Source organism: Pseudomonas alliivorans, from assembly GCF_017826695.1.
GTDB lineage: Bacteria > Pseudomonadota > Gammaproteobacteria > Pseudomonadales > Pseudomonadaceae > Aquipseudomonas > Aquipseudomonas alliivorans.
Map to the genome: position 1 here is coordinate 15403 of NZ_JAFFZW010000018.1, position 23304 is coordinate 38706.

23 protein-coding genes are annotated in these 23304 nt (G+C 60.2%); 13 read left to right on the forward strand and 10 right to left on the reverse strand.

The window, feature by feature from the left end; genetic code table 11:
• Window positions 1-75: 75 nt before the first annotated feature.
• Window positions 76-957: a LysR family transcriptional regulator gene (locus tag JTJ32_RS26085; protein WP_210043789.1), complete on the reverse strand. Its 882-nt coding sequence runs from the start codon at window positions 955-957 to the stop codon at window positions 76-78.
• A 151-nt stretch (window positions 958-1108) separates the two neighbouring features.
• Between JTJ32_RS26085 and lysM the strand changes: the two genes are divergently transcribed.
• Entirely contained in the window at window positions 1109-1561 is a 453-nt protein-coding gene (lysM, locus tag JTJ32_RS26090; RefSeq protein ID WP_099227253.1) for a peptidoglycan-binding protein LysM, read from the forward strand.
• A gap of 232 nt (window positions 1562-1793) precedes the next feature.
• Here lysM and yrfG read toward each other — a convergent pair whose 3' ends face one another.
• Complete coding sequence (gene yrfG / locus JTJ32_RS26095; RefSeq protein WP_210043791.1) at window positions 1794-2456, reverse strand: GMP/IMP nucleotidase; 663 nt, start codon at window positions 2454-2456, stop codon at window positions 1794-1796.
• Between the two features lie 99 nt (window positions 2457-2555).
• Between yrfG and nudE the strand changes: the two genes are divergently transcribed.
• Together nudE and cysQ are read left to right on the forward strand one after the other, a co-directional pair.
• Window positions 2556-3122 (forward strand): ADP compounds hydrolase NudE, encoded by a 567-nt coding sequence (nudE, locus tag JTJ32_RS26100; RefSeq protein WP_099227255.1) that lies wholly within the window; start codon window positions 2556-2558, stop codon window positions 3120-3122.
• A complete protein-coding gene (cysQ, locus tag JTJ32_RS26105; protein ID WP_210043792.1) occupies window positions 3119-3961 on the forward strand; it encodes a 3'(2'),5'-bisphosphate nucleotidase CysQ in 843 nt (280 codons plus the stop codon). Before nudE ends, cysQ begins: the two co-directional genes overlap by 4 nt.
• 101 nt (window positions 3962-4062) lie before the next feature.
• Here cysQ and JTJ32_RS26110 read toward each other — a convergent pair whose 3' ends face one another.
• The 6 genes from JTJ32_RS26110 to rfbB all read right to left on the reverse strand — a co-directional run bounded on the left by JTJ32_RS26110 (window position 4063) and on the right by rfbB (window position 10446).
• Window positions 4063-4548 (reverse strand): thioesterase domain-containing protein, encoded by a 486-nt coding sequence (locus JTJ32_RS26110; protein WP_210043793.1) that lies wholly within the window; start codon window positions 4546-4548, stop codon window positions 4063-4065.
• A complete protein-coding gene (locus tag JTJ32_RS26115) occupies window positions 4535-5920 on the reverse strand; it encodes a sigma-54-dependent transcriptional regulator (RefSeq protein WP_099227258.1) in 1386 nt (461 codons plus the stop codon). Before JTJ32_RS26115 ends, JTJ32_RS26110 begins: the two co-directional genes overlap by 14 nt.
• Window positions 5917-7725 (reverse strand): sensor histidine kinase, encoded by a 1809-nt coding sequence (locus tag JTJ32_RS26120; protein ID WP_210043805.1) that lies wholly within the window; start codon window positions 7723-7725, stop codon window positions 5917-5919. Before JTJ32_RS26120 ends, JTJ32_RS26115 begins: the two co-directional genes overlap by 4 nt.
• A 224-nt stretch (window positions 7726-7949) precedes the next feature.
• The gene (gene rfbC / locus JTJ32_RS26125; RefSeq protein ID WP_025996600.1) at window positions 7950-8495 is read right to left on the reverse strand and encodes a dTDP-4-dehydrorhamnose 3,5-epimerase; all 546 of its coding nucleotides are present in this window, start codon (window positions 8493-8495) and stop codon (window positions 7950-7952) included.
• A complete protein-coding gene (gene rfbA / locus JTJ32_RS26130) occupies window positions 8492-9367 on the reverse strand; it encodes a glucose-1-phosphate thymidylyltransferase RfbA (RefSeq protein WP_099227260.1) in 876 nt (291 codons plus the stop codon). The genes rfbC and rfbA overlap by 4 nt, the downstream gene beginning before the upstream one ends.
• Window positions 9364-10446 carry a dTDP-glucose 4,6-dehydratase gene (gene rfbB, locus JTJ32_RS26135; RefSeq protein WP_210043794.1) on the reverse strand — a complete coding sequence of 361 codons (1083 nt, stop codon included), beginning with the start codon at window positions 10444-10446 and terminating at the stop codon, window positions 9364-9366. Before rfbB ends, rfbA begins: the two co-directional genes overlap by 4 nt.
• Before the next feature lie 243 nt (window positions 10447-10689).
• Between rfbB and JTJ32_RS26140 the strand changes: the two genes are divergently transcribed.
• From JTJ32_RS26140 to JTJ32_RS26170, 7 genes are all read left to right on the forward strand, one after another.
• On the forward strand, window positions 10690-13602 hold the full coding sequence (locus JTJ32_RS26140) for an aminotransferase (RefSeq protein ID WP_210043795.1): 2913 nt from the start codon (window positions 10690-10692) through the stop codon (window positions 13600-13602).
• 220 nt (window positions 13603-13822) lie between these two features.
• Complete coding sequence (gene aguA, locus JTJ32_RS26145) at window positions 13823-14929, forward strand: agmatine deiminase (RefSeq protein WP_210043796.1); 1107 nt, start codon at window positions 13823-13825, stop codon at window positions 14927-14929.
• A 211-nt stretch (window positions 14930-15140) separates the two neighbouring features.
• The gene (locus JTJ32_RS26150; protein ID WP_099227263.1) at window positions 15141-15347 is read left to right on the forward strand and encodes a hypothetical protein; all 207 of its coding nucleotides are present in this window, start codon (window positions 15141-15143) and stop codon (window positions 15345-15347) included.
• Between the two features lie 216 nt (window positions 15348-15563).
• Complete coding sequence (locus JTJ32_RS26155) at window positions 15564-16844, forward strand: OprD family porin (RefSeq protein WP_210043797.1); 1281 nt, start codon at window positions 15564-15566, stop codon at window positions 16842-16844.
• Window positions 16845-16981: 137 nt separating this feature from the next.
• The gene (locus JTJ32_RS26160) at window positions 16982-17761 is read left to right on the forward strand and encodes an AraC family transcriptional regulator (RefSeq protein WP_210043799.1); all 780 of its coding nucleotides are present in this window, start codon (window positions 16982-16984) and stop codon (window positions 17759-17761) included.
• 150 nt (window positions 17762-17911) lie between these two features.
• Window positions 17912-18085 (forward strand): DUF1427 family protein, encoded by a 174-nt coding sequence (locus tag JTJ32_RS26165; RefSeq protein ID WP_210043800.1) that lies wholly within the window; start codon window positions 17912-17914, stop codon window positions 18083-18085.
• Between the two features lie 34 nt (window positions 18086-18119).
• Window positions 18120-19079 carry a quinone oxidoreductase family protein gene (locus tag JTJ32_RS26170; protein ID WP_210043801.1) on the forward strand — a complete coding sequence of 320 codons (960 nt, stop codon included), beginning with the start codon at window positions 18120-18122 and terminating at the stop codon, window positions 19077-19079.
• Window positions 19080-19087: 8 nt separating this feature from the next.
• Here the strand turns inward: JTJ32_RS26170 and JTJ32_RS26175 are convergent, their stop codons facing one another.
• On the reverse strand, window positions 19088-19624 hold the full coding sequence (locus tag JTJ32_RS26175) for a hypothetical protein (protein ID WP_099227268.1): 537 nt from the start codon (window positions 19622-19624) through the stop codon (window positions 19088-19090).
• Between the two features lie 126 nt (window positions 19625-19750).
• Between JTJ32_RS26175 and JTJ32_RS26180 the strand changes: the two genes are divergently transcribed.
• The 3 genes from JTJ32_RS26180 (at window position 19751) to JTJ32_RS26190 (ending at window position 22482) form a co-directional block, all read left to right on the forward strand.
• A complete protein-coding gene (locus tag JTJ32_RS26180) occupies window positions 19751-20308 on the forward strand; it encodes a GNAT family N-acetyltransferase (protein ID WP_210043802.1) in 558 nt (185 codons plus the stop codon).
• A gap of 109 nt (window positions 20309-20417) precedes the next feature.
• The gene (locus tag JTJ32_RS26185; protein ID WP_184322098.1) at window positions 20418-21050 is read left to right on the forward strand and encodes a DUF4062 domain-containing protein; all 633 of its coding nucleotides are present in this window, start codon (window positions 20418-20420) and stop codon (window positions 21048-21050) included.
• Window positions 21043-22482, forward strand: a complete 1440-nt coding sequence (locus JTJ32_RS26190) for a Fic family protein (RefSeq protein WP_210043803.1) — start codon at window positions 21043-21045, stop codon at window positions 22480-22482. Before JTJ32_RS26185 ends, JTJ32_RS26190 begins: the two co-directional genes overlap by 8 nt.
• 46 nt (window positions 22483-22528) lie before the next feature.
• Here JTJ32_RS26190 and JTJ32_RS26195 read toward each other — a convergent pair whose 3' ends face one another.
• Window positions 22529-23221: a hypothetical protein gene (locus JTJ32_RS26195; protein WP_210043804.1), complete on the reverse strand. Its 693-nt coding sequence runs from the start codon at window positions 23219-23221 to the stop codon at window positions 22529-22531.
• Window positions 23222-23304 lie beyond the last annotated feature (83 nt).

Sequence of the window (23304 nt, forward strand, 5' to 3'; positions counted from 1 at the left end):
GTAAGACTAGGCGTGTTGTCCGGTATCGTCTAATCGCTAGTTCCAATGCACTGATAGATGACGTCGATCAATGTCTTATCGAGGGATTTCTGCCACCAGCGCAAAGCACGCTTCGGCCAGCGCTGAACGAGGCGCACTGCGGCGCATGATCAGCCCCAGCTGGGCCAACGTGCGGGCATCGGCAATCGGATGCATGGCCAGGTGCTCGGTCAGCGTCTCCAGACCGCCGTCCAGCGGCATGATGGCGCAGCAGAAACCGCCATGTACGGCCTGTAATAACTGATGAACGGCATCGGTCTGCAACAGGGGTTGAGGCTGAAGACCCCGGCTGTGGAAGTTGTGATCGATGGATTGGCGAAAGTGCATGCCGCTGGTGAGCATGCCTAACGGCAGCTCGACCAGGTCCGCCCAGCTCAGCGGTTCATCGCCGAAGGTGAAGTGGCGTCGGTCGTAGAGCACGCCCATTTTGGTGTCGTCCAGCGCCAGCGAGTCGAAACGGTCGTTGTCCAGCCGCTCCAGGTACGAGACGCCCAGGTCGATACGATTGCTCGCCAGTTGCTCCAGCACTTGCTCGGAGCTGAGCGAAGACAGTTCGAAACGCAGGTTCGGGTGCATCTGATGCAGCCGGTGCAGCAGCGGCAGGGGGTCGAAGCTCGACAGCGGCACCACGCCCAGACGCAACGTACCGACCAGATGACCCCGACAGGCAGCCGCTTCGGCCTGCAGACCGTCGTACGCCGCGAGGACCGTACGCGCCCAGGCCAGCACACGCTCGCCCGGTGCGGTAAAACCTTCAAAACGCTGGCCGCGATTGACCAGCGGCAAGCCAAGCTCCTCTTCCAGATTGCGCAGACGCATCGATAGCGTGGGCTGGGTGATATTGCAGCGCGCAGCCGCTTGCCCGAAGTGGCGGGTTTCGTCGAGGGCGATCAGGAATTTGAGTTGCTTGATGTCCATATTCACTCCGGTGGGCAATCCAGGTGGTCGATTCTACGCGCTCAGGCTGAACGATGGTCAGCCAACGTTGGTCGGAACTCTGCAGGCCACGGTTTATAAGGGCTATGGTTGATGGTGCATATCTGAAAACTCAATTGAGGAGAACCGGATTATGAGCATTTGGAGTTTTGTGAAAGAGGCGGGCGAGAAGATCCTTGATGCGATCACGCCCGGTAATGCCAACGCAGATGAAGTCCTGAAGGATCATATTTCCAGGGTCGGATTGGGCAACCCCAATATTCAGACAGAAGTTGATGGCACAACAGTGGTCGTGAAGGGCGAAGTGGCCAGTCAGGAAGAGAAGGAAAAGATCCTGGTGACACTGGGCAATATCAGCGGCGTTGAAAAAGTGGACGATCAGATGACCGTTGCAGCGGGCAGCGCGACCGCTGCAAGTGCCGAGTCCAGATTCTATGAGGTCAAGAAAGGCGACACGCTCAGTGCGATTTCAAAGCAGATGTATGGCGACCCGAACAAATATCAGAAAATCTTCGACGCCAATAAGCCCATGCTCAAGGATGTGAACAAGATTTACCCGGGGCAGACGTTGCGGATTCCTGAGTAAGTGGCGTCTCGGGCAAATGACTGCTCCCTGCGCTCCGCGCTCATCTTGATATACACCTCTTGCTGCAGCCAACGGACTGTGGGAGGCGGCTTGCCGGCGAGGCTTTTTTGAAGCGATGTCTCGGTGCCTGATCTGACGCCGTCGCCGACAAGCCGCCCCCCACAGGTATGCATTCAGTCAGGCACGTTTGTTTTGGTTTGGTTTTGCGCGTCTTCCGAACGTCTGCAACCCCTCACAACCCCTTGATCAACGCCCCATAATCCTCGACGGCCGCAAACTCTTCAGTGTCCTTCGGGGCTTTCTGGCTGTTGGGCTGGCTGACGGCAAGCAAATGTGCGACACCGAAGCGACCGGCGCTGCGCAGGATCGGCAGGGTGTCGTCGATGAACAGACTGCGGGCCGGGTCAAAGGCGGTGTCGGCGTGCAGCGCATCCCAGAACTGCTGGTTTTCCTTGGGAAAGCCATAGTCATGTGAACTGATCAAACGCTCGAAGTAGGGCGCCAGTTCAATCCGCTCCATCTTCAAGGACAGCGAATCGCGATGGGCATTGGTGATCATGATCACCCGCTTGCCTGCCTGTTTGATCGCGGCCAGAAAGGTCTCTGCATCCGGGCGCAGCGCAATCATGTGGGCGATTTCCCGCTTCAGGTCGCGCACTGACAGCTTCAGCTCGGCGCTCCAGAAATCCAGGCAGTACCAGTTGAGCGTGCCTGCGTTGCGCTCGAACAACGGTTTCAATTCCAGCCAGGCCATGGCGAAACTGATGCCGTGCAGTTCGGCATAACGCTGCGGCAGGTGTTGTAACCAGAAATGGTCGTCGTAATGCAGATCGAGCAAGGTGCCGTCCATATCCAGCAGGACGGTATCAATTTCGCTCCAGGGCATGGAAAGCATGGTTGCCTCTTGGGAGTGGGTTCTGATGAGTCATCATATCCGACACAAACATTCGGAAAAGCCGCGTTATAGTACCCCGTCCATGTGAAGGAGCCTGTCATGCGTCAGAAACCAACCGTTCTTGCCCGCGCCATTGTCGCCAGCAGTCGTCTGTTCCGCGTGGAAGAACTGCAGTTACGCTTTGCCAACGGTGTCGAACGCACCTATGAGCGTCTGGTTGGCAGAGGGCCGGGCTATGGCGCAGTGATGATCGTGGCGATGCTCGATGCCGATCACGCTATCCTCATCGAAGAGTATTGCGGTGGCACCGACGAGTACGAGTTGTCGTTGCCCAAAGGCCTTGTCGAGCCAGGCGAAGACATTCTCGCCGCGGCCAACCGTGAACTCAAGGAGGAGGCCGGTTTCGGCGCGCGCCAACTGGAGCACCTGACCGAGCTGTCGCTTTCGCCCGGCTACATGAACCAGAAAATCCAGGTCGTGCTGGCGACCGATCTGTACGAAGAGCGGCTGGAAGGTGACGAGCCTGAGCCGATCCGTGTGGACAAGATCAATCTCAGGGAGCTGGCGAGTCTGGCCCAGAATGCACAGTTCAGCGAAGGACGTGCCCTGGCTGCGTTGTACCTCACCCGTGACCTGCTGACCCAACGTGGACTGTTCCAACCATGACCGACTTGCTCGACAACCTGCCGCACCCGCTGCTCGCTCCTGTCATCGACCTTGCGCGCCAGGCGGGCGAGGCCATTCTGCCGTTCTGGCGCGCGAACGTCAGCGTGACCTCCAAGGCCGATGATTCGCCCGTCACGGCAGCCGATCTGGCGGCTCATCAGGTGCTGGTCGAAGGCCTTCTGGCGCTGGATCCGGCGATCCATGTGCTGTCCGAGGAAGATGCCGACATCCCGCTCAGCGAGCGTGCGACCTGGGAGCGCTGGTGGCTGGTCGATCCGCTGGACGGCACCAAGGAGTTCATTTCCGGCAGCGAGGAGTTCACCGTCAACGTTGCCCTGATCGAGCGCGGTCGCGTGGTGTTTGGCGTGGTGTCCATGCCGACCAATGACCGCTGCTATTTCGGTGGCGCGGAACTGGGCGCGTGGCGCAGTGACTCCCCCGGCCATTGCGAGCCGATCCAGGTGCGTCACGAATTGCAGGCCGGGCAAGCATTCACGGTGGTCGCCAGCCGCAGGCACTCGAGCCCCGAACAGGAACACTTGCTGGCGGGACTGGCAGCCGGATTGGGACCGCTGCAACTGACCAACATCGGCAGCTCGTTGAAATTCTGCCTGCTGGCCGAAGGCGCTGCCGACTGCTACCCGCGCCTGGCCCCGACCTCGCAGTGGGACACGGCCGCGGCGCAGGGTGTTCTGGAAGGCGCGGGCGGCGAGGTTCTTCAGCTCGACGGCCAGCGTTTCACCTATCCCGCCCGCGAGTCGCTGCTGAACCCGTTTTTCCTGGCGCTGCCCGCCAGGGCCGAATGGCGCGAGAAACTGCTGGTGCTGGCGCAGTCTTGAATTGATTGCTGCATGCCACGTGGAGCGATGGGCACGATCAGGGTCAATGTTCGTGCCTCACGCTCTGCCTGGGAACGCCTCTCAGGACGCTCCGCGTCCGCTTACCGGTGCAGCACAAACTGCCCGGTAAACCTGACGGCCGGTTCATCGCTGCCCTGCGCATGAATGCGGGTCGGCAGCTCCAGACGTGCGCGGCCGCGACGCTGGTAGGTCGTGATGAACCTGTCCCACTGCGCCACATCAGGCGTATCGCACACGGCAATCGCATCTTCGCGAACCGGCTGCGGATAGCTGATCTGTCCGTCCTGAATCACGATGTGCCCGTCGTCAATTCCTGCTTCACGCAGGCGCAGGTGAAGCCAGCCCCATCCGGCCAGGACCGCGCCGCAATACAGGCTGCCGCCGAACAGCGTGCTCTTGTGGTTGACGTTGGGCGCCAGCGGCAGATGCAGGCGCAGCCGATGGTTTTGCCAGTCGATGACGCGGACACCCATCTCGCGAGTCAGCGGAATGTCGTGGTGCAGCACCTGTTCCAGCGCCGCTGCTGCGTTGCCGGACAAAGGCGCCTGTGGCTCAATCGGTTTCATCGGACGCTCCGCTGCTGTCGCCAAAACTCAGACCGTGCTTGCGCAGCTTGTCATGCAGGGTCTTGCGCGGCACACCGAGCGCTTCGGCCAGGCTGCGCACCGAGCTGTGCGGGCGGGCCAGTTCGGCGGCAATCAGCGCACGTTCGAAACTTTCCACCTGCTCACTCAAGCCGCCACTGACGGGTGGTGCATCCGGCATCGCATTGCCTTCCAGTTCCAGTTCAAGCCCCAGTGCGAAGCGTTCCGCGGCGTTTTGCAGTTCCCGAACATTACCTGGCCAACTGTGACGCAGCAGCAGGGCGCGCTGGCCCGGCTTGAGTTCCTGCTTGGGAATACCGTGACGCGTGCTGGCTGCATCGGCGTAGTGCTCGAACAACATCAGCGCGTCTTCGCCCCGCTCGCGCAATGGCGGAATGCGCAGCGAGGCGACGTTCAGACGGTAATACAGGTCGGCCCGGAAACGCCCCTGATCCGCTGCCTGACGCAGGTCTTCCTTGGTGGCGGCGATGATGCGGATATCCAGCGGAATCTGCTGATTGCTGCCCATGCGTTCGACCACGCGCTCCTGCAGCAGGCGCAGCAGCTTGACCTGAACGTCCAGGCTCATGCTTTCGATTTCATCGAGAAACAGCGTGCCGCCATTGGCAAATTCGAACTTGCCGATGCGGCGTTTCTGCGCGCCGGTAAAAGCGCCCGGTTCGTGGCCGAACAACTCGCTTTCCACCACCGACTCGGCCAGCGCTCCTGCGTTGATCGCCACGAACGGACCGTTCCGACGGTTGGACAGGTCGTGCAGCGCCCGCGCTACCACTTCCTTGCCCGCGCCGGTTTCGCCCAGAATCAGCACGTCTGCGCGGGTACCTGCCAGCGCGCCGATCTGTTCGCGCAGACGCAGCATGGGGGCTGACTGCCCCACCAGACGCGTGCTCAGTTGTTGGCGATCACTCAGAGCCAGACGCAGGCTGCGGTTATCCAGCACCAGTCGACGCAAGGCCAGGGCGCGGCGCACGCTGTCGAGCATGGCATCGCTGGCGAACGGCTTTTCCAGAAAGTCGTACGCCCCGGCGCGCATGGCTTTGACGGCCAACGGCACATCGCCGTGCCCGGTGATCAGCAGCACCGGCAGGTCCGGGTCCTGTTCATGCAATTGCACCAGCAGTTCCAGCCCGTCCATGCCCTGCATGCGGATGTCGCTGACCACCACGCCTGGCCAGTCGCGTCCGATGCGCTCTGCCAGCCCGTCCGCTTCGGACAATGACAGAACGTTCAGGCCCGCCAGATCCAGGGTCTGGCGCAGCGCCTGACGCAGGTGGGAGTCATCGTCGATCAGCACCACCTGAATCTGGCTGTCGATGGCTGTGTCCGAACTCATGCAGATAGGTCCTCTGGCGGTTGAAGGTTGGCGCCGGAAGCGCCGGCACGCAGGCGCAGGGTCAACAGCGCGCCGCCGCTCGAGTGATTGGCGAACAGCAACTCGCCATCCAGCGCACGCATCAGGGTGTCACAGATCGCCAGGCCCAGCCCAAGGCCCTGAGTGCGGGTCTTGGTGGTGAAGAATGGCTCGCGTGCCCGTGCCAGGGCCTCCTGGGAAAACCCCGGTCCGTTGTCGCGAATGTACACATTGACGCCTTCGCAGGTCTGCTCGGCACTGATCCACAGTTTGCGCGGCGGACCCTTTTCAGTGAGCGCGTCCAGTGCGTTGGCCAGCAGGTTGCCGAGCACTTGGCGCAGGCGGGTTTCGCCAGCCTGTACCCACAGTGTCGCGTCGGGCACGTCACGGATCAACTCGACTTCCATGGCGCGCCGACGTTTGGTCAGCAACGCCAGCGCGTCGTCCAGCGCCGGTTGCAGCGCCACGCTTTCCGGTGCGTGCCGGTCGCGCCGGGCAAAGGCCCGCAGGTGGGCGATGATCGATGCCATGCGCCCGGTCAACTCGCTGATCAGCTTCAGGTTGCCGCGTGCCTCTTCAGTGCGCTGATGATCGAGCAGCACTTCAGCGTTTTCCGCATAGCTGCGAATGGCGGCCAGCGGTTGGTTGAGTTCATGGCTGATGCTGGCCGACATGGTACCCAATGCCGACAGCTTGCCGGTCTGCACCAGTTCGTCCTGGGCGCGTACCAGCTCCTGCTGCGCCTGCTCGCGCTCCAGCACTTCCTGACGCAGCCGGCTGTTCAGGCCTTCAAGGTCGCTGGTGCGTTCGATCACGCGCATTTCCAGCTCGCGTCGGGCCTTGGCCTCGAACGCAATGCGGTCCAGATAATGGCGGCGGCGCTGCATCATCAGGCCCAGCAACAGCATCAGGACCAGCAATGCCGCCCCGCCAATCGCCTGCACGGTGCGTACAGGGCGGTCGACCAGCGCGCGGGGCGCAAGGATATTCACGTTCCAGCCGGTTTCGGTGATCGCCTGGCTTTGGGTCAGCCATGCATGATCATCGATGTTGAGCGGACGCGGGTCGCGAGTGGGGTAGGGCTGGATCGCAACGATGGCTTTCTTCTCGTCCTCGGTCAGGTCACGTGTTGCCCGGAAGCGCCATTCCGGGTTGGAAGTCAGGATCACCACGCCGTTCTGGTCGGTCAGCAACAGTTGCTCGGGCGTCTTGCCCCAAAGTGTTTCGGTATGGTCCAGATCGACCTTGACCACCAGCACGCCGATCACCCGTTCGCCATCGTGCACGGGACCGGCGAAGAAGTAACCGCGCTTGACCGACGTTGTGCCCAGACCGAAGAACCGGCCGGTTCTGCCGGCCAGTGCGTCGGTGAAATAAGGGCGAAACGAGAAGTTGCGACCGACGAAGCTGTCGCGCTGATCCGAATTGGATGCCGCCAGCGTGAGGCCCCTGGCGTCCATCAGGTACATGACATCCGCACCGGTCTGTTGCGAGATGTCCCTGAGCAGGCGGTTGGCGTTGCCCTGCGCAGTGCTGTCGCCAGGGGTTGTCAGAACAGCGCGCAACGCGGGCAGGTCTCCGAGGATCTGCGGCAAGGTCTCGTAGCGGTGCAGCGTGCCGAGCAGGTTGGCGACGTACAGGTCCAGTGTCTGACGGTTCTGATTGGCCAGCTCGTTGCGGTAATAACGCTCGGCAAGGTGTTCCAGTGGCCACAACAACGGTGCCAGACAGAGGGCCAGCAGGGCGAGGCTGCGCCAGCGAGGGCGGGGAGGCAGGGCAGAGGTCATGGTCATTGGCAATCGCCGAGTGGTTGGCGGTGCCTGCAGCGGCTATCGCGAGCGACGCCGCTGACGTCGAAAGAGGTTCAACCCCTGGCAGCGACTGCGGCGCCTCGCGATGATGTCCCTGCGGGCAATGGAAAACCCGGTCGATCCTGACGTGGGCATCAAAAGCCTATTATGCCCGGCACAACCGCGTCAGGCACCCGGACAAACCGCCGCTGCCAGAGCGGTCAGGCGAACAGTTCGGCTTCTTTGAGGCTTTTGCCCTGTTGATCCTTTGCCGACAACTGTGGTGCTGCGTCGAGTTGCCAGTCGATGGCCAGGTCTGGATCGTTCCAGGAGATGCAACGCTCTGCCGACGGCGTGTAGTAATCGGTGGTCTTGTACAGAAACTCTGCGTAGTCGCTCAGTACCACGAAGCCGTGTGCGAAGCCTTCGGGCACCCACAGCTGGCGTGCGTTCTCGGCAGACAGCTCAACGGCCACCCATTGACCGAAGGTCGGCGAGCTGCGACGGATATCCACTGCAACGTCGAGAACCTTGCCCACCGTCACGCGCACCAGTTTCCCCTGTGCATTGTCGATCTGGTAGTGCAGACCGCGCAGCACGCCTTTCTGCGAGCGGGAGTGATTGTCCTGCACGAACTGCCTGTCCAGACCGGTGGCTTCGCTGAACGCCTTGGCATTGAAGCTTTCGTAGAAAAAGCCGCGCTCGTCGCCGAATACCTTGGGTTCCAGAATCAGGACATCGGGCAGCTTTGTTGCAATTACATTCACGTGGTTTCCCCTGCGATCTTGAATAAATACTGACCGTAACCGGTTTTGCCGAAGTAGTCGGCACGCCTGAGCAAATGGTCACGGTCGATCCATTCGTTCTGATAGGCGATTTCCTCAAGGCAGGCAACTTTCAGGCCCTGTCGGTGTTCGATGGTCTGTACGTAGGCCGAGGCGTCGAGAAGACTATCATGAGTGCCTGTATCGAGCCACGCGAAGCCGCGGCCGAAGCGCTCTACACGCAGGTCGCCGCGTTGCAGGTAGGCGTTGTTCACGTCGGTGATTTCCAGCTCGCCACGGGGTGACGGCTTGACGTCCCTGGCGATCCGGATCACTTCGTTGTCGTAAAAATACAGCCCGGTCACGGCATAGCTGGATTTGGGCGCCTTGGGTTTCTCTTCGATGGACAGCGCACGGCCAGTCTCGTCGAAGTCGATCACGCCGAAGCGTTCCGGGTCCTTGACCCAGTAACCGAATACCGTCGCGCCGCTCGTGCGGGCCGCCGCCTGCTGCAACTGCACGCTGAAATGCTGACCATGGAAAATGTTGTCGCCCAGGATCAGGCACACTGAATCGTCGCCGATGAACTCCTCGCCAATCAGAAAGGCTTGCGCCAGTCCGTCCGGTTTCGGCTGCTCGGCGTAATTGAATTGCACACCGAACTGGCTGCCATCCCCCAACAGCTTGCGGTACTGCGGCAAATCCTCCGGCGTGGAGATGATCAGGATTTCCCGGATGCCGGCCAGCATCAGCACCGACAGCGGGTAATAGATCATGGGTTTGTCGTAGATCGGCAGCAACTGCTTGGACAGGCCAAGCGTGATGGGGTGCAGGCGGGTGCCGGAGCCCCCGGCCAGAACGATGCCTTTGGTCATGCAATCAGGTCCTTGTGGTCAGTGAAGCCCAGTCGTTCTCCTTGATAACTGCCATCCTGAACCCTGCGGCACCAGTCCAGGTTATCGAGATACCATTGCACGGTCTTGCGCAGCCCGGACTCGAAGGTCTCTTCGGGTGTCCAGCCCAGCTCCCGTTCGATCTTGCCGGCGTCTATCGCATAGCGCAGGTCGTGACCCGGACGATCGGCCACATAGGTGATCAGCTCGCTGTACTGCTGCACGCCTGCCGGTTTCTGCGGGGCCAGCTCATCCAGCAATGTGCAGATGCCGCGCACCACATCAATGTTCTTCTGCTCGTTATGCCCGCCGATGTTGTAGGTCTCTGCGACCACGCCGTCGGTGACCACCTTGAGCAGCGCACGAGCGTGGTCTTCCACGTAGAGCCAGTCACGCACCTGCAAGCCATTGCCGTAGACCGGCAGCGGTTTGCCCGCGAGGGCGTTGAGGATCACCAACGGGATCAGCTTCTCGGGAAAGTGGAACGGCCCGTAATTGTTCGAGCAGTTGGTGAGCACCACCGGCAACCCGTAAGTGCGATGCCAGGCACGGACCAGATGGTCGGACGCCGCCTTGCTGGCTGAGTACGGCGAGCTGGGCGCGTAGGGCGTGGTCTCGGTGAACAGGTCATCGACGCCATGCAGGTCGCCGTACACTTCGTCGGTTGAAATGTGGTAAAAACGAAACGCCTGACGCTCGGCCTCGGGCAATTTCAGCCAATAGGCGCGTGTGGCTTCCAGCAGGCTGTAGGTGCCCACGATGTTGGTCTGAATGAACGCGGCAGGACCGTCGATGGAGCGGTCGACATGGGATTCAGCCGCCAGGTGCATGATCGCCTGTGGCTCGAACCGTGACAGCAAGGCGCTGACGGCGGCCTGATCGCAGATGTCGGCCTGCACGAACTCATAACGCGTGTCGGTTGCAATTGATTGCAGCGACTCAAGGTTTCCCGCGTAGGTCAACTTGTCGAGGTTCAGCACCTCGTTTTCGGTGTTCTGTATCAGGTGTCGAATCAATGCAGAGCCGATAAAGCCTGCGCCTCCGGTAACGAGTATTCGCATGAACTGACCTTCAAAGTGTGTTTGACGTAATGCAGCATAGCGGTTGATAACGACCCACAGCATCAGGCAATACATCGCGCGCGGGGCATGAAATAAATTGATTCGTGTCCCCTGGAGCGACAGTAAACCGACGTCGCGTTTTTATGCCTGAACGTGATTGGGTGCCGCGAGCCGATGCCCTTATAGTTGCCCCACCGAAAATAAAGCGCTCTGCCGTTCCAGCGAATAAAAACAGAGGTCCACATGCCGCTCGCCACGCTTATCCGTCGTTCCAGCCTGCCTTGTCCCGAGGTGAGTGCCGAACAGGCCCTGCAACTGCTCCGGCAGCATTATGGGCTGAGTGGCACGCTGAAAACGCTGGGCAGCCAGCAGGACCGCAATTTTCTGCTGGAGACCGAAAAGCGGCGCTACGTGCTGAAAATCTGCCACGGTGCCTACTCGGTCAAGGAACTGGACGCCCAGCACAGTGCGCTTCAGCATCTGGCGGGGCACAGTGGCCTGAACGTGCCGGGCGTGATTCGCGCCAATGACACCGAACAACTGCTGTCCCTCGAAATCGATGGCCAGCCGGTGCATATGCGCCTTCTGGAATTTATCGACGGGCAGTCGCTGGGGCATGTCGCGCATCTGGGGCGTGACGTCGTGGTCGGGCTCGGCGAGCTGTGTGCGAAGGTCGACCGGGCACTGGCCGACTTCGAGCATCCGGGCCTTGAACGCATTCTGCAATGGGACCCGCGCCATGCGTATGCGTTGATCAAGCACCTGTTGCCGGTGATCGAAAACGCCGACGCCCGCGCCTGTCTGATCGAAGCAGGCGAGCAGGCGCATCGGCGGCTGCTCCCACTGATCCCGGCATTGCCGGTGCAGGCCGTGCATCTGGATATCACGGAGCACAACGTGGTCTGGCTGCGCGATGCTCAGCGGCAATGGCAGTTGCAAGGGTTGATCGATTTCGGCGATCTGCTGACCACCTGGCGAGTGGCGGATCTGTCGGTCACCTGCGCGGCGTTGCTGTACCACGCCGAAGGCGATCCGCTGTATATCCTCCCGGCCATTCAGGCTTACCACGCCATCAACCCGCTCAAGACCGAAGAGTTAAAGGCACTGTGGCCCTTGATCGTCGCCCGCTCGGCGGTGCTGGTGCTCAGCAGCGAGCAGCAGGCCAGCGTCGAGCCGGGCAATGCGTACATACAAGCCAACCTTGAAGGTGAATGGAACATCTTCGACGTCGCGACTTCAGTGCCCATGGCTCTGATGGAAGCGGCGATTCTGCAGGCGGTGGGGCTGGCCTCGGCGCCTGTCGAACAACCCGCGTATGCGCCTTTGCTGCCGACCCTGGCGGGCGTGCAGCCTGCGCTGGTTGATCTGGGCGTACTCAGCGAGCACTTCGTTGCGGGTAACTGGGAGCAGAGTGGTATCGATGAATGCCTGCTCAGTGAAGCCGCGGAGCACACCGGTCTGGCCGCCAGCCGTTTTGGTGAGTACCGACTGTCGCGCACCTTGCCCGACAGCGTCCGTGAGCCGGACATCTTTGCCCTGCACGTCGAGCTTCATGTGCCGGCCGACACGCCGCTGCATGCACCTTTCGCCGGTGCGCTCCGATTGATGGCCGATGGCGCTGTGATGCTTGCAGGCAAGGGTGTGAGCCTGAGGCTCTGGGGCGTGATGCCCGACCTTCCGTCGCAGGGGCCGGTGGGCGCCGGCGACCTGATTGGCCGCGGCGCAGGCTCGCTGCTGCTGCAAGTGTGTACCGCGTCAGACCTCAGTCCTCCGTTGTTCACCACGCCATCATGGGCGGGTGCCTGGCGCACGTTCTGCCCGTCGCCCGCTGCGCTGCTGGGTTTCGATTGCGACGCACCGGCGCTGGAAGATCCTGCGCATTTGCTGGCGCGACGTGACGCCAGTTTCGCCCGCTCGCAAAAGCACTATTACCAGGCTCCGCCGCAGATCGAGCGCGGCTGGCGCAACCACCTGATCGACATGCAGGGCCGCTCCTATCTGGACATGCTCAACAACGTGGCCGTGCTGGGCCATGGTCATCCGCGCATGGCTTACGAGGCGAGCCGTCAGTGGTCGCTGCTCAACACCAATTCGCGCTTTCATTATGCGGCCATCGCCGAATTCTCCGAGCGCCTGCTCAAGTTGGCACCGGACGGCATGGACCGTGTATTTCTGGTCAATAGCGGCACCGAAGCCAATGACCTGGCGATCCGTCTGGCATGGGCCTACAGCGGCGGACGCGACATGCTCAGCGTGCTGGAGGCCTATCACGGCTGGTCGGTGGCGACCGATGCGATTTCCACCTCGATCGCCGACAATCCGCAGGCGCTCAGCACCCGACCGGACTGGGTGCATCCGGTGACTGCACCCAACGTCTATCGCGGGCCGTATCGCGGCCCTGACAGTGCGCCGGAGTACGTGCGCAGCGTCGACCAGGTGCTGGACAAGCTGGCCGGGCAGCAGCGTCAGGTGGCGGGTTTCATCTGCGAGCCGGTGTATGGCAACGCAGGCGGGATTTCCCTGCCGCCGGGTTATCTGCAACAGGTCTATCAAAAGATTCGCGCTGCGGGCGGCGTGTGCATCGCTGACGAAGTGCAGGTGGGTTACGGGCGCCTGGGCCATTACTTCTGGGGCTTCGAAGAGCAGGGCGTGGTCCCGGACATCATCAGCATGGCCAAGGGCATGGGCAACGGCCATCCGCTGGGTGCCGTCATCACCCGCCGCGAGATCGCCGAGGCGCTGGAAGCGCAGGGTTACTTCTTTTCCTCGTCAGGTGGCAGCCCGGTCAGTTGCCGGATCGGCATGGCCGTGCTGGATGTGATGGAAGAAGAACAGCTCCGGGACAACGCCCGAGTCGTCGGCGACCACTTCAAGGCGCGTCTGCAGGCGCTCGCCGATCATCATCCGCTGGTGGGCGCGGTGCACGGCATGGGGTTTTACCTGGGCGTCGAATTCGTCCGTGACCGTCAGACCCTCGAACCGGCCACCGAAGAAACCGCACAACTTTGCGAACGCCTGCGCGAGCTGGGCATCTTCATGCAGCCGACTGGCGACTACCTGAACATCCTCAAGATCAAACCGCCGATGTGCACCACCCGCCAGAGCGCCGACTTCTTTGTGGACATGGTGTCAAAGGTGCTGCGAGAGCTGGAGTGATCCGAGCGCCCAATGATCGTGCCCATGGCACGGCGTTACATTGGATCTGGCCGGAAAAATACAGATTAATATCGATAATTAAAGCGATGAAATGCGTTGGATAGCCATTTTTCTCTTTTTATACAGATTTTTATCCGCTATAAGGGGGGCCAAATTGTCATGGCCGGTCTGCTATGGTCACGATCAACACCTTTGACCTCCCACTGGAGTCCCGACTGACATGACCACACTCAACAGCACGCCACGCGCCGATGGCTTTCACATGCCTGCCGAATGGGCCACGCAGACCCAGGTCTGGATGGTCTGGCCCGAGCGCCCGGACAACTGGCGTCTGGGCGGCAAGCCTGCGCAGGCAGCGCACGTAGCGGTTGCCAAGGCCATCGCACGTTTCGAGCCGGTAACCGTCGCTGTATCCGCCGCGCAGTACGACAACGCCCGTGCGCGTCTGGACATGCCAAACATCCGTGTCGTGGAAATCAGCAACAACGACGCCTGGGTTCGTGACACAGGCCCGACGTTCGTCATCAATGACCGTGGCGAGGTGCGTGGTGTGGATTGGGATTTCAACGCCTGGGGCGGCTTCGACGGCGGCCTTTACGCGCCGTGGAACCTCGATTCGCAAGTGGCGAGCAAGATCATGGAAATCGAGCGTTGCCCGCGTTACGTGACCGAAGGGTTCGTGCTGGAAGGCGGCTCGATCCACGTCGATGGCGAAGGCACGCTGATCACCACCGAAGAATGCCTGCTCAATCGCAACCGCAATCCACATCTGACCCGTGAGCAGATCGAGACCGTACTGAGCGATAGCCTGGCTGTGGACAAGATCGTCTGGCTGCCGGACGGTCTGTTCAACGACGAGACCGACGGGCATGTGGATAACTTCTGCTGCTACATCCGTCCGGGCGAAGTGTTGCTGGCCTGGACCGATGATCCCGAAGACCCCAACTACTCACGCTGCCACGCCGCATTGAGTATTTTGGAAAACACCCGTGACGCCCAGGGACGCGAGTTTATCGTGCACAAAATGCCGATTCCCGGCCCATTGTTCGCAACGGATGAAGAATGCGCAGGCGTCGATCAGGTGCATGGCAGTCAGGAGCGCAATCCATCGGTGCGTCTGGCCGGGTCCTACGTGAACTTCCTGATTGTAAACGGCGGCATCATCGCGCCGAGTTTTGACGATCCAATGGACGAGCAAGCCCGGCAAATGCTTCAAAAACTCTTTCCAGAAAACGAAGTGGTGATGGTTCCAGGCCGGGAATTGCTGCTCGGCGGCGGTAATATTCACTGCCTGACGCAACAGCAACCGGCCCCTCACAAGGCCTAGTCAGTAATGATTAGTAACATCTGATAGTGGCCAACTGGTCCTGTTCTTGCTGCTTCAAGCCCATCAGCCGATGGGCTTTTTTTTGCGTAACACCTCGTAGCGTTTATCCGAATCTCATCTTTAATCAACAGGAGGCCTGATTCGTTTTCTTAGCGTGACTGTCACACAGCGTCCGTAAATTTAGCCCCTCACGAATTAAGAGGTTGTCACTATGAACGCAGGTATGAGCCAGCACCGTGCTCGTGGGTTGTCTGCTTCTTCCAGTAACGAGGCCCGTCAGTTGATGGCGGATTGGTTAAGGACAACCAGGCCAGCGAAACCGAGACCTGATGTACGCGCCATGTTGTTACAGCGCTATCCGGCCGGTTTATTCAACGATGCCGAACTGGAGGCGTTGCTGGGTGTACTCAAGGATTAGGAACCGACCGCTCTGTTTCGGCCTTTTGCGTGTTTGACACCCTTCAAGCACTGGGACTAGGATTCGCGTCCCACCGCTTGTGGCTTTGCGCCATGTACGTGCATCAGTAGTCCACTGCGATGACATCGTGCGGCTGTCAGGTTTGGAACCTGAGAGTCCTGAACGGCTCCCGCCGTCGCCACAGCGCGTGTCAATTCGTATAAAAAGGGAAGACAGATGCTTAACACACGTATGGGTATGCTCGCACTGGGCATCATCAGCGCTGGTCAGGCCATGGCTCAAGGGCAGGTAGACTCCAAGGGTTTCGTCGAAGACAGCAGCCTGACCGTCAATCTGCGCAACGCCTACATCAACCGCGATTACAAGAACGACCGTGAAGACAAGGCCGAATGGGGCCAGGCGTTCATGGGCATTTTCACTTCAGGCTTCACACAGGGCACAGTCGGTGTCGGCGTTGACGCGTTCGGCCTCTACGGCATTCGCCTGGACGGCGGCAAAGGTCGCGCCGGTGCCGGTGGTATCGACTTCTTCAAGAAAAGCGACAACGGTCAGGGCGACGCCGCCGATGATCTGGCCCGTGCTGGCGCGGCCGTCAAAGCCCGCATCTCCAACACCGTCATCAAGTACGGTGACCAGATGCCTCAGTTGCCCGTGCTGAGCTACGACAACTCGCGCCTGTTGCCGGAAAGCTACACCGGCACCATGATCACCTCCAAAGAGATCGATGGCCTTGAAGTGGTTGCCGGTCGTTTCACTCAGCAGGCGCGCAAGAGCACCGAAGGGCGTGACAGTGGTGACCTGAAAAGCATCAACGTCTACGGTGCCAGCTACAAGTTCACCAAGGAATTCTCTGCCGCCTTTTACGCGTCCGACGACGAAGACGTCCTGAAGAAGCAGTACGTGAACCTGAATTACGTCTTCGCCTTGCCGCAGGATCAGTCGCTGACCCTGGACTTCAACGGCTACAAGACCAAACTGGACAAGGACTTCGCCAACAGCGACGACCGCGACAACAAGATCTGGAGTCTGGCGGCGACCTGGGCGGTGGGCATCCACTCGTTCACCCTCGCTCACCAGCGCAGCAGCGGCGATATCGGCTACGTGTATGGCGGCTACCGCAACGACGGCGGCACCAGCGATGGCGGTAACACCATCTACCTGGCCAACTCCTACTGGTCCGACTTCAACGGCAAGGACGAGCGTTCCTGGCAGGCCGCCTATGCGGTTGATCTGTCCGGTCTGGTCACGCCTGGCTTGAGCTACCGTGCAGCCTATGTCCGCGGCGACAACATCGACGATGGCACGGCTGGCAGCGGCAACGGTACCGAGCGCGAAATCTTCAGCCAGTTGACCTACGTCGTGCAGAGCGGCCCGGCCAAAGACCTGTCGATTCGTCTGCGTAACTCGTTCCTGCGGGTGTCGGCTGATGCTCAGGCGTACAACAGCGAAGGTAACGAAACCCGTATCTTTGTGGATTACCCGATCAACGTTTTCTGATCGTGTGAACGGGTAGCGCTTCAACAAAATGCCTCGGTCCCGACCCGGGGCATTTTTGTCTGTGCCGAGCCCAGGCTGCTCAACGTGCGCTGGCGGCTTTGCTACCATGCGCTCACTTCCCAAAGCCGGTCACTGTCATGGCCCTTGCCGCACCCCCTGATCTTTCCGACATCGCCGTTCCCGTTCAGCCGCTGTCGCGCACCTATCCGCGTGGGCGCTTCATCGAACCGCACCAGCATGTGTGGGGGCAAGTGCTGTACGCCATGTCGGGCGTGATGTGGGTCGAAACGCCGCTGGAAGCGCTGGTCGTGCCGCCGCAACGCGCGGTCTGGTTGCCGCCCGGCGTCGAGCATGGGATTCGCGTGGTGTCGGACCTGGAAATGCGCAACATCTACCTGCGCCCGGCCATCGCCCAGACACTGGAAAGCACCGTGCAGGTGTTCGAAGTCGGCGGCCTGTTGCGCGAAGTCATCCTCAATCTGGTGGCCCTGGATCGGGACCGCGAGCAGGCGTATTACGACGCGCTGGTGACGCTGGGTCTGCTGGAACTCAAGCGCGCCCGCCGCTCGCTGCTGAAAATCCCCATGCCCGATGGTTCGGACCGGCGCTTGATGAACCTGTGTCAGGCGGTCATGGGCGAGCCTTCGCTGGATATCCCGTTCGAACAGCATGCCGAAAATGCAGGTGCCAGCGTAAGGACGTTATCGCGTCTGTTTCAAAGCGCCCTCGGCATGGGCTTCGCCGAATGGCGCAGGCAGGTACAACTGGCTACCGCCGTGGCCGAAGTCATTCAGGGCGTGCCCGTCAGCCGCATTGCACGCTCGCTCGGCTATTCACCCAGCAGCTTCAGCGACATGTTCCGCCGTGAACTGGGCGTCGCGCCGTCGCAGTACGTTGCCAGCAACGACCGTTCATAGGACTGAGATGAGCCCATAGGAAGCGGGGTGCTCATCGTTACGCAAGACAGCGCCGCCCCCCATCTGGCCGATAAACAGAAGCCCTTGGCCGATCTGCATTCCAGCCCTTCCGTAGACTCTGCTCATCGCTTACCTCTTCGGAGCTTCTGCATGAGTTACCTCATTTCCCTCGCTATCGGCGCAGGTGTCGGTCTGTTGTACGGCGCACTGGATTTCCGCTCGCCCGCACCGCCGGCCATCGCGCTGGTCGGTCTGCTGGGCATGCAACTGGGTGAACAGGCCTGGCCGATGGGCAAACACCTGCTGACCTCCTGGGTTTCCTGATCTTCAGTCTTTCACTTTCCAAAAGGCCTCCCCAATGAACGCCCTGCAATTCTCCCGAACCGGCGACCTCGCCGCCCTGCAATACGTCGAACTGCCAACGCCAAAGCCTGCCGAAGGCGAAGTGCTGATCCAGGTAAAAGCCGCCGGCCTCAACCCAAGCGACGTGAAGAACGTGCTGGGTCGCTTTCCCTACACCACACTGCCGCGCATTCCCGGTCGTGACTTCGCTGGCGTGGTCATTGAAGGCCCGCAAACGTTGATCGGTCAGCAAGTCTGGGGCACCGGTAAAGAGCCCGGCTTCTTTCGCGACGGTTCGCATGCCGAATACATCACCCTGCCTGCCGCAGGCGTTGCCCTCAAGCCCGAGGCCTTAAGCTTCGTTCAGGCCGCGAGCCTCGGCGTGCCGTACACCACCGCCTGGGATGCCCTGCAGCGCAGTCTGGTGAACAGTGAAACACGTCTGCTGGTCATCGGTGCCAACGGCGCGGTCGGCAGTGCCGCCATGGCGCTGGGCAAGATTCTCGGTGCTCAGGTGCTGGGCGCGGTGCGTCGTCCCGAGCAACTGCAAGCGCTGAAAGCCGATGGCTTCGCCGGCCTGCTGCTCGATGCCCCGGAAAGCCTTGGCAACCAGGTCAACGACGTCTTCAAAGGCGGCGCTGACGTCATCTTCGACACCACCGGCTTCTGGCTGCCAGCCGCCGTCCCTGCGCTGGCGCCGTTCGGCCGTATTGCAATCATCGCTGCGCCCGCTGACGGCCACGTGCAACTGCCTGCGCTGGGGTTGTATCGTAAAGGCGGTTCAGTGGTCGGCATCAACTCACTGCTCTACGACTGCGCGACCTGCGCCACCATGCTGGATCAGTTCGGTCAGTTCTTCGATCAGGGGCTGCTGGCGCTACCGGGCGATCTGGTTGAATCGCCCTTGAGCGAAGGGGTAGCGCGCTACGCCGAGGTCAACGAGGGCAGGGGAGACAAGATCATTCTGGTGCCTTGAAACGGTGATCAGTTGTCCAGCGCGAGCAACTGAACGAACACCGCGAAACTGCCCAGGAACAGCCAGAAAAAACTGAACAGCCAAGGCGTGCGCTTGGAAAACAGCAGTGATTTCTTCGGCCCGGTTTCGCTGGACTCCCAGTCGCTGAACAGCGGCGAGTCGTCATAGGTCAGCCCGATGACCGGCTCGCTGCGCAGCAACCCCGCCTGCTTGCGATGCCAGTGCATGATGATGTCGCACGCCGCCCGGATGCCAGGCCACGCCGCAAGCGTGCAGAACAGCCCCAGCAACGCCAGCATCGGCGGCACCACCAGCGTGAACATCACACCCCAATCCGTATTCGCGTTCGCCATCGACGACGCATAGGCAATCACCAGAAATGACTGCGCCGACAAATAGGCGTTGGTGCGGTTAGACAGGTTGGTCGTTTCGTAGTGAATCTCACGCCGGTAAAAATCGAGCCTTTCCTTTGGCGAGCCGAACAACTTGACCTGCTTTTCATCGACGACGTGCTCGGGCGTCTCGTCTGTGATAATTCTGGACACAGTTAGTTAATACCGAATGTTAAAGATGCTGGATAGACCCTGATTCAAGTTGAGCAGTTCGACCTAAAGTCGCCTGGGAGGGGACCGTTCATCCTGTAAATCCCGGCACACGACAAGGACCTCGTCATGACCACGACCCCAATCCTGCAAACCGGGCGCCTGTTGCTGACCCCGCTCCAGCTGGCCGATGCACCCGCCATGCAGCAGCTTTTCCCGCATTGGGAAATCGTACGATTTCTGAACAATCGCGTACCGTGGCCTTATCCCGAAGACGGCGCACTGCGATACATCCAGGACGTCGCCTTGCCAGCCTCCGAGCAAGGCACCCAGTGGCACTGGATGATCCGCCTGCACACCGCGCCGCACGACATCATCGGCAGCATCAGCCTCATGACCACCCCCGGCAACAACCGCGGCTTCTGGCTGCACCCGGACTGGCAAGGCAACGGCTACATGCAGGAAGCCTGTATGGTGATCAACGCGTTCTGGTTCGAAACCCTCGGCCAACCCGTGATGCAAGTCCCCAAGGCTGCGCCGAACCATGGGTCACGGCGGGTTTCGATCAAGGAAGGCATGCGGTTGGTGTCGTCGGGGGAAAGTGATTATGTAAGCGGCAGATTCCCGGAGGAGATCTGGGAGATGACGCAGGAGGAGTGGTTGAGGTGTCGTGTCGCAGACGTTTGATGCGCGTACTGACCAGGGCAGTCTCTAGGCAGCCCGGACGTGAAGCTGTACCTTCTGCAACCAGCCTCTACGGGACGATATGTGAAAACGGGTGCAGGTCAGCCAAAGCATGGATGAAAAGAAACTCAAAATCATGGTCTCCTCCACCGTTTACGGTGTTGAAGAATTACTGGACCTTGTTTATACGCTGCTGACCAGCTTCGGTTACGAGGTGCTGATGTCGCATAAAGGTACCCTGCCGGTATCTTCGGAACAGACCGCATTCGAAAACTGCCTCGCAGCGGTAAAGCAATGTGACCTGTTTCTAGGCATCATTACGCCTCATTACGGCAGCGGGGTAGACGGTACGGGCATCTCCATCACCCATCAGGAAATGAAGGCCGCCATCGCGCTGAAAAAGCCGCGCTGGTTTCTAGCCCATGATCATGTGGTGTTCGCGCGTATTCTGCTGAGGGACCTTGGCTACAAGGATCAGCAACAAAGACAGAGCCTCAGCCTGAAGCACAAGGCAACGTCGATCACCGATCTGAAAGTCATCGACATGTACGAAGATGCCACCATGGAGCAGTTGCCGTTGAATGAGCGTCAGGGTAACTGGGTTCAGAAGTTCGAACGTGATGGCGAGGCGAGCTTGTTCGTGACGGCACAGTTTTCTCGCTATCAGGACCTTGAACAGCGCCTCAGAGAGAACATGGGTGACAGTGCGCAGGTTGCCCGGCGCTTGAGAGGCGGCGATGAATAGAACACCTTCCCAGCTCAAGACACTATTGCAACTGGGTGAAACTCAGAACATCGAAGTCAGGACTCAAGCCAGCGTCGATGTCTGCGGGCCGCTGGTGTGTGCCTATCTCAATTCGCAAGGCGGTTATGTGCTCTGCGATATTGACGCGGACAGACCGACGCTTGGCATTGAAGAGGCGCAACACGCTGCGCAAACGCTGGAGCTTAAACTCAAAGACCAGATTCGACCGCCTGTGCTGTTTTCAGTGGAGGTACAGGAGATTGACGGACGTCAGGTGCTTGGTATCGAGATTCCTTCAGGCAAAGACATTCCCTATGCTTTTCGCGATGCCATCTATGTCCGCCAAGGGAATCAGGCGTTGAGGGCAGGTGTTGACGTCATTCGGGACATGATTCTGCGCAAACAGATCGAGCCTGAGCGCTGGGAGCGACTGTTTTCTCCCGAGCTGGACGAGCAGCAGTTATCGCGTTCCGCCTGCCATAAGTTGCTCGCGGCCTCTCGCACGCCGACCGATGCCAGAGAGTCCGGGCAAGGTCTTCTGCATCAATTGCAGTTCTTGTCGCTCGCGAAATATGGCCGTCTTACTAACGCTGCGGACGTCCTGCTGGCCGAGGACCCTGTACGTCGACATCCTCAAGCTCGCGTTCGAGCGGTCTGCTATCGCAGCAAGACGGCCGATGAGTATCAGGATCTACAGCACTTTGCCGGACCGATGACTCAGGTCATTGAGCAGCTGATTGCGTTCATCCTGCGTAATACGCCCTCCAGAGCACGGTTCAGCCAAGGCAGCCATCAGCGCGAAGACCTACCTCTCTACCCGGAAGCAGCGATACGCGAGGGTGTCGTAAATGCTTTTGCACACAGGGACTACAGCAGTTTCTCCGGCGGTATCAAGGTTGAAGTCAGCCCTACACGGCTGGAAATCTGGAACTCAGGAAGCCTTCCCGACGGTGTCGATACTGAAAAGCTGCAACAGGGTCACGTTTCCATTCTTCGCAACCCTGATATCGCCCATGCTCTTTACCTTCAGGGCTATATGGAGAAGCTGGGACGTGGCAGCTTTTTGATTCGACAGGCATGCGAGCAGAGCGGTCTTCCAGCACCTGAATGGCGCTCAGAAGCATCCTCTGGCGTCACCCTCACGTTCTTCACCCCGGAAGTCACCCCGGAAGTCACCCCGGAAGTCACCCCGGAAGTCACCCCGGAAGTCGAACGGCTCATTTTGGCCGTGAAGGGAGAGGTAAGGCGTGCCGAACTTCAACGTCGTTTGAATCTGGCGGACGCCGAACACTTTCGTAAACACTACCTGACGCCTGCGCTCGAGCAGGGCGTGCTTGTCATGACAATCCCCGATAAGCCTACCAGCAGCAACCAGCGATACCGCCTGACCAGCCTGGGCAATGTTATTCGCGCGGGGCTTGAGGAGGAGTAGCGAGCGGGGTAGCCGTGCCGATGGGCAGGCTACCTGACGGTCAGCCTCAAGCCGTCTCGACAACCCGCTTCGCCGCACGGGCTTCTTCCCGCGCTGCCAGCACCTCTGCCGATGCACGCTCGCCCTTGTAGGCCATCTGATTGAAGAACATGCCGTCAAACTGTTCCTGAGACGGCGTCTTGGTCACGGGGATAAGCAGCGCCGCCAGATCCAGCGTATCGGCGAAGTTTTCCTTGGTCAGGTTGTACCGGCCAAGGTAACTGCCGGTCCACGCCGAATCAGCCTCCACCAGATCGATGGCCGAATCGCGGTAATTCAACGCCGCTGCCTTCAGATCACTGGAATTGTTCAGCAGCCCATTCAGACGATCCATCTCGTCCGCACTCAACTGCCCGCCGGTATTGAGCGCCTTCAGGCTGCCGTCTTCTGCAACCGTGAAGCCAAACTTCTTGTCGGCCAGGTCCGGGTACAGATACGACAGCGCCGACTTAAATTCGTCGAACGCGCCCCTCATCACCTCCGTCACCCCACGATGCAACTCAGCCAGCCGCGGAAAATCCCAGGACTGAGGCGGACCGATCATCGTCTCGACCACTTCCATCGAGTCAATACTCGTCTTGGGCGGTTCGCTCGGATAGTAGACGGCAGCGGGCGTGGCATTGAGGATCGCCTGCTTCGCAGCCTCGCTCATCGGTTGCGCAGTGAGCTTCTGATCGGAAGGCGTCAGGCGGTCGGCCATCGACGGGTGTAGTGGTCAACTGATCCCGGACACGACGTTAAGTTTTTTCTCGTACTGAGCGGGTGCCAGTCCATCATTGAACT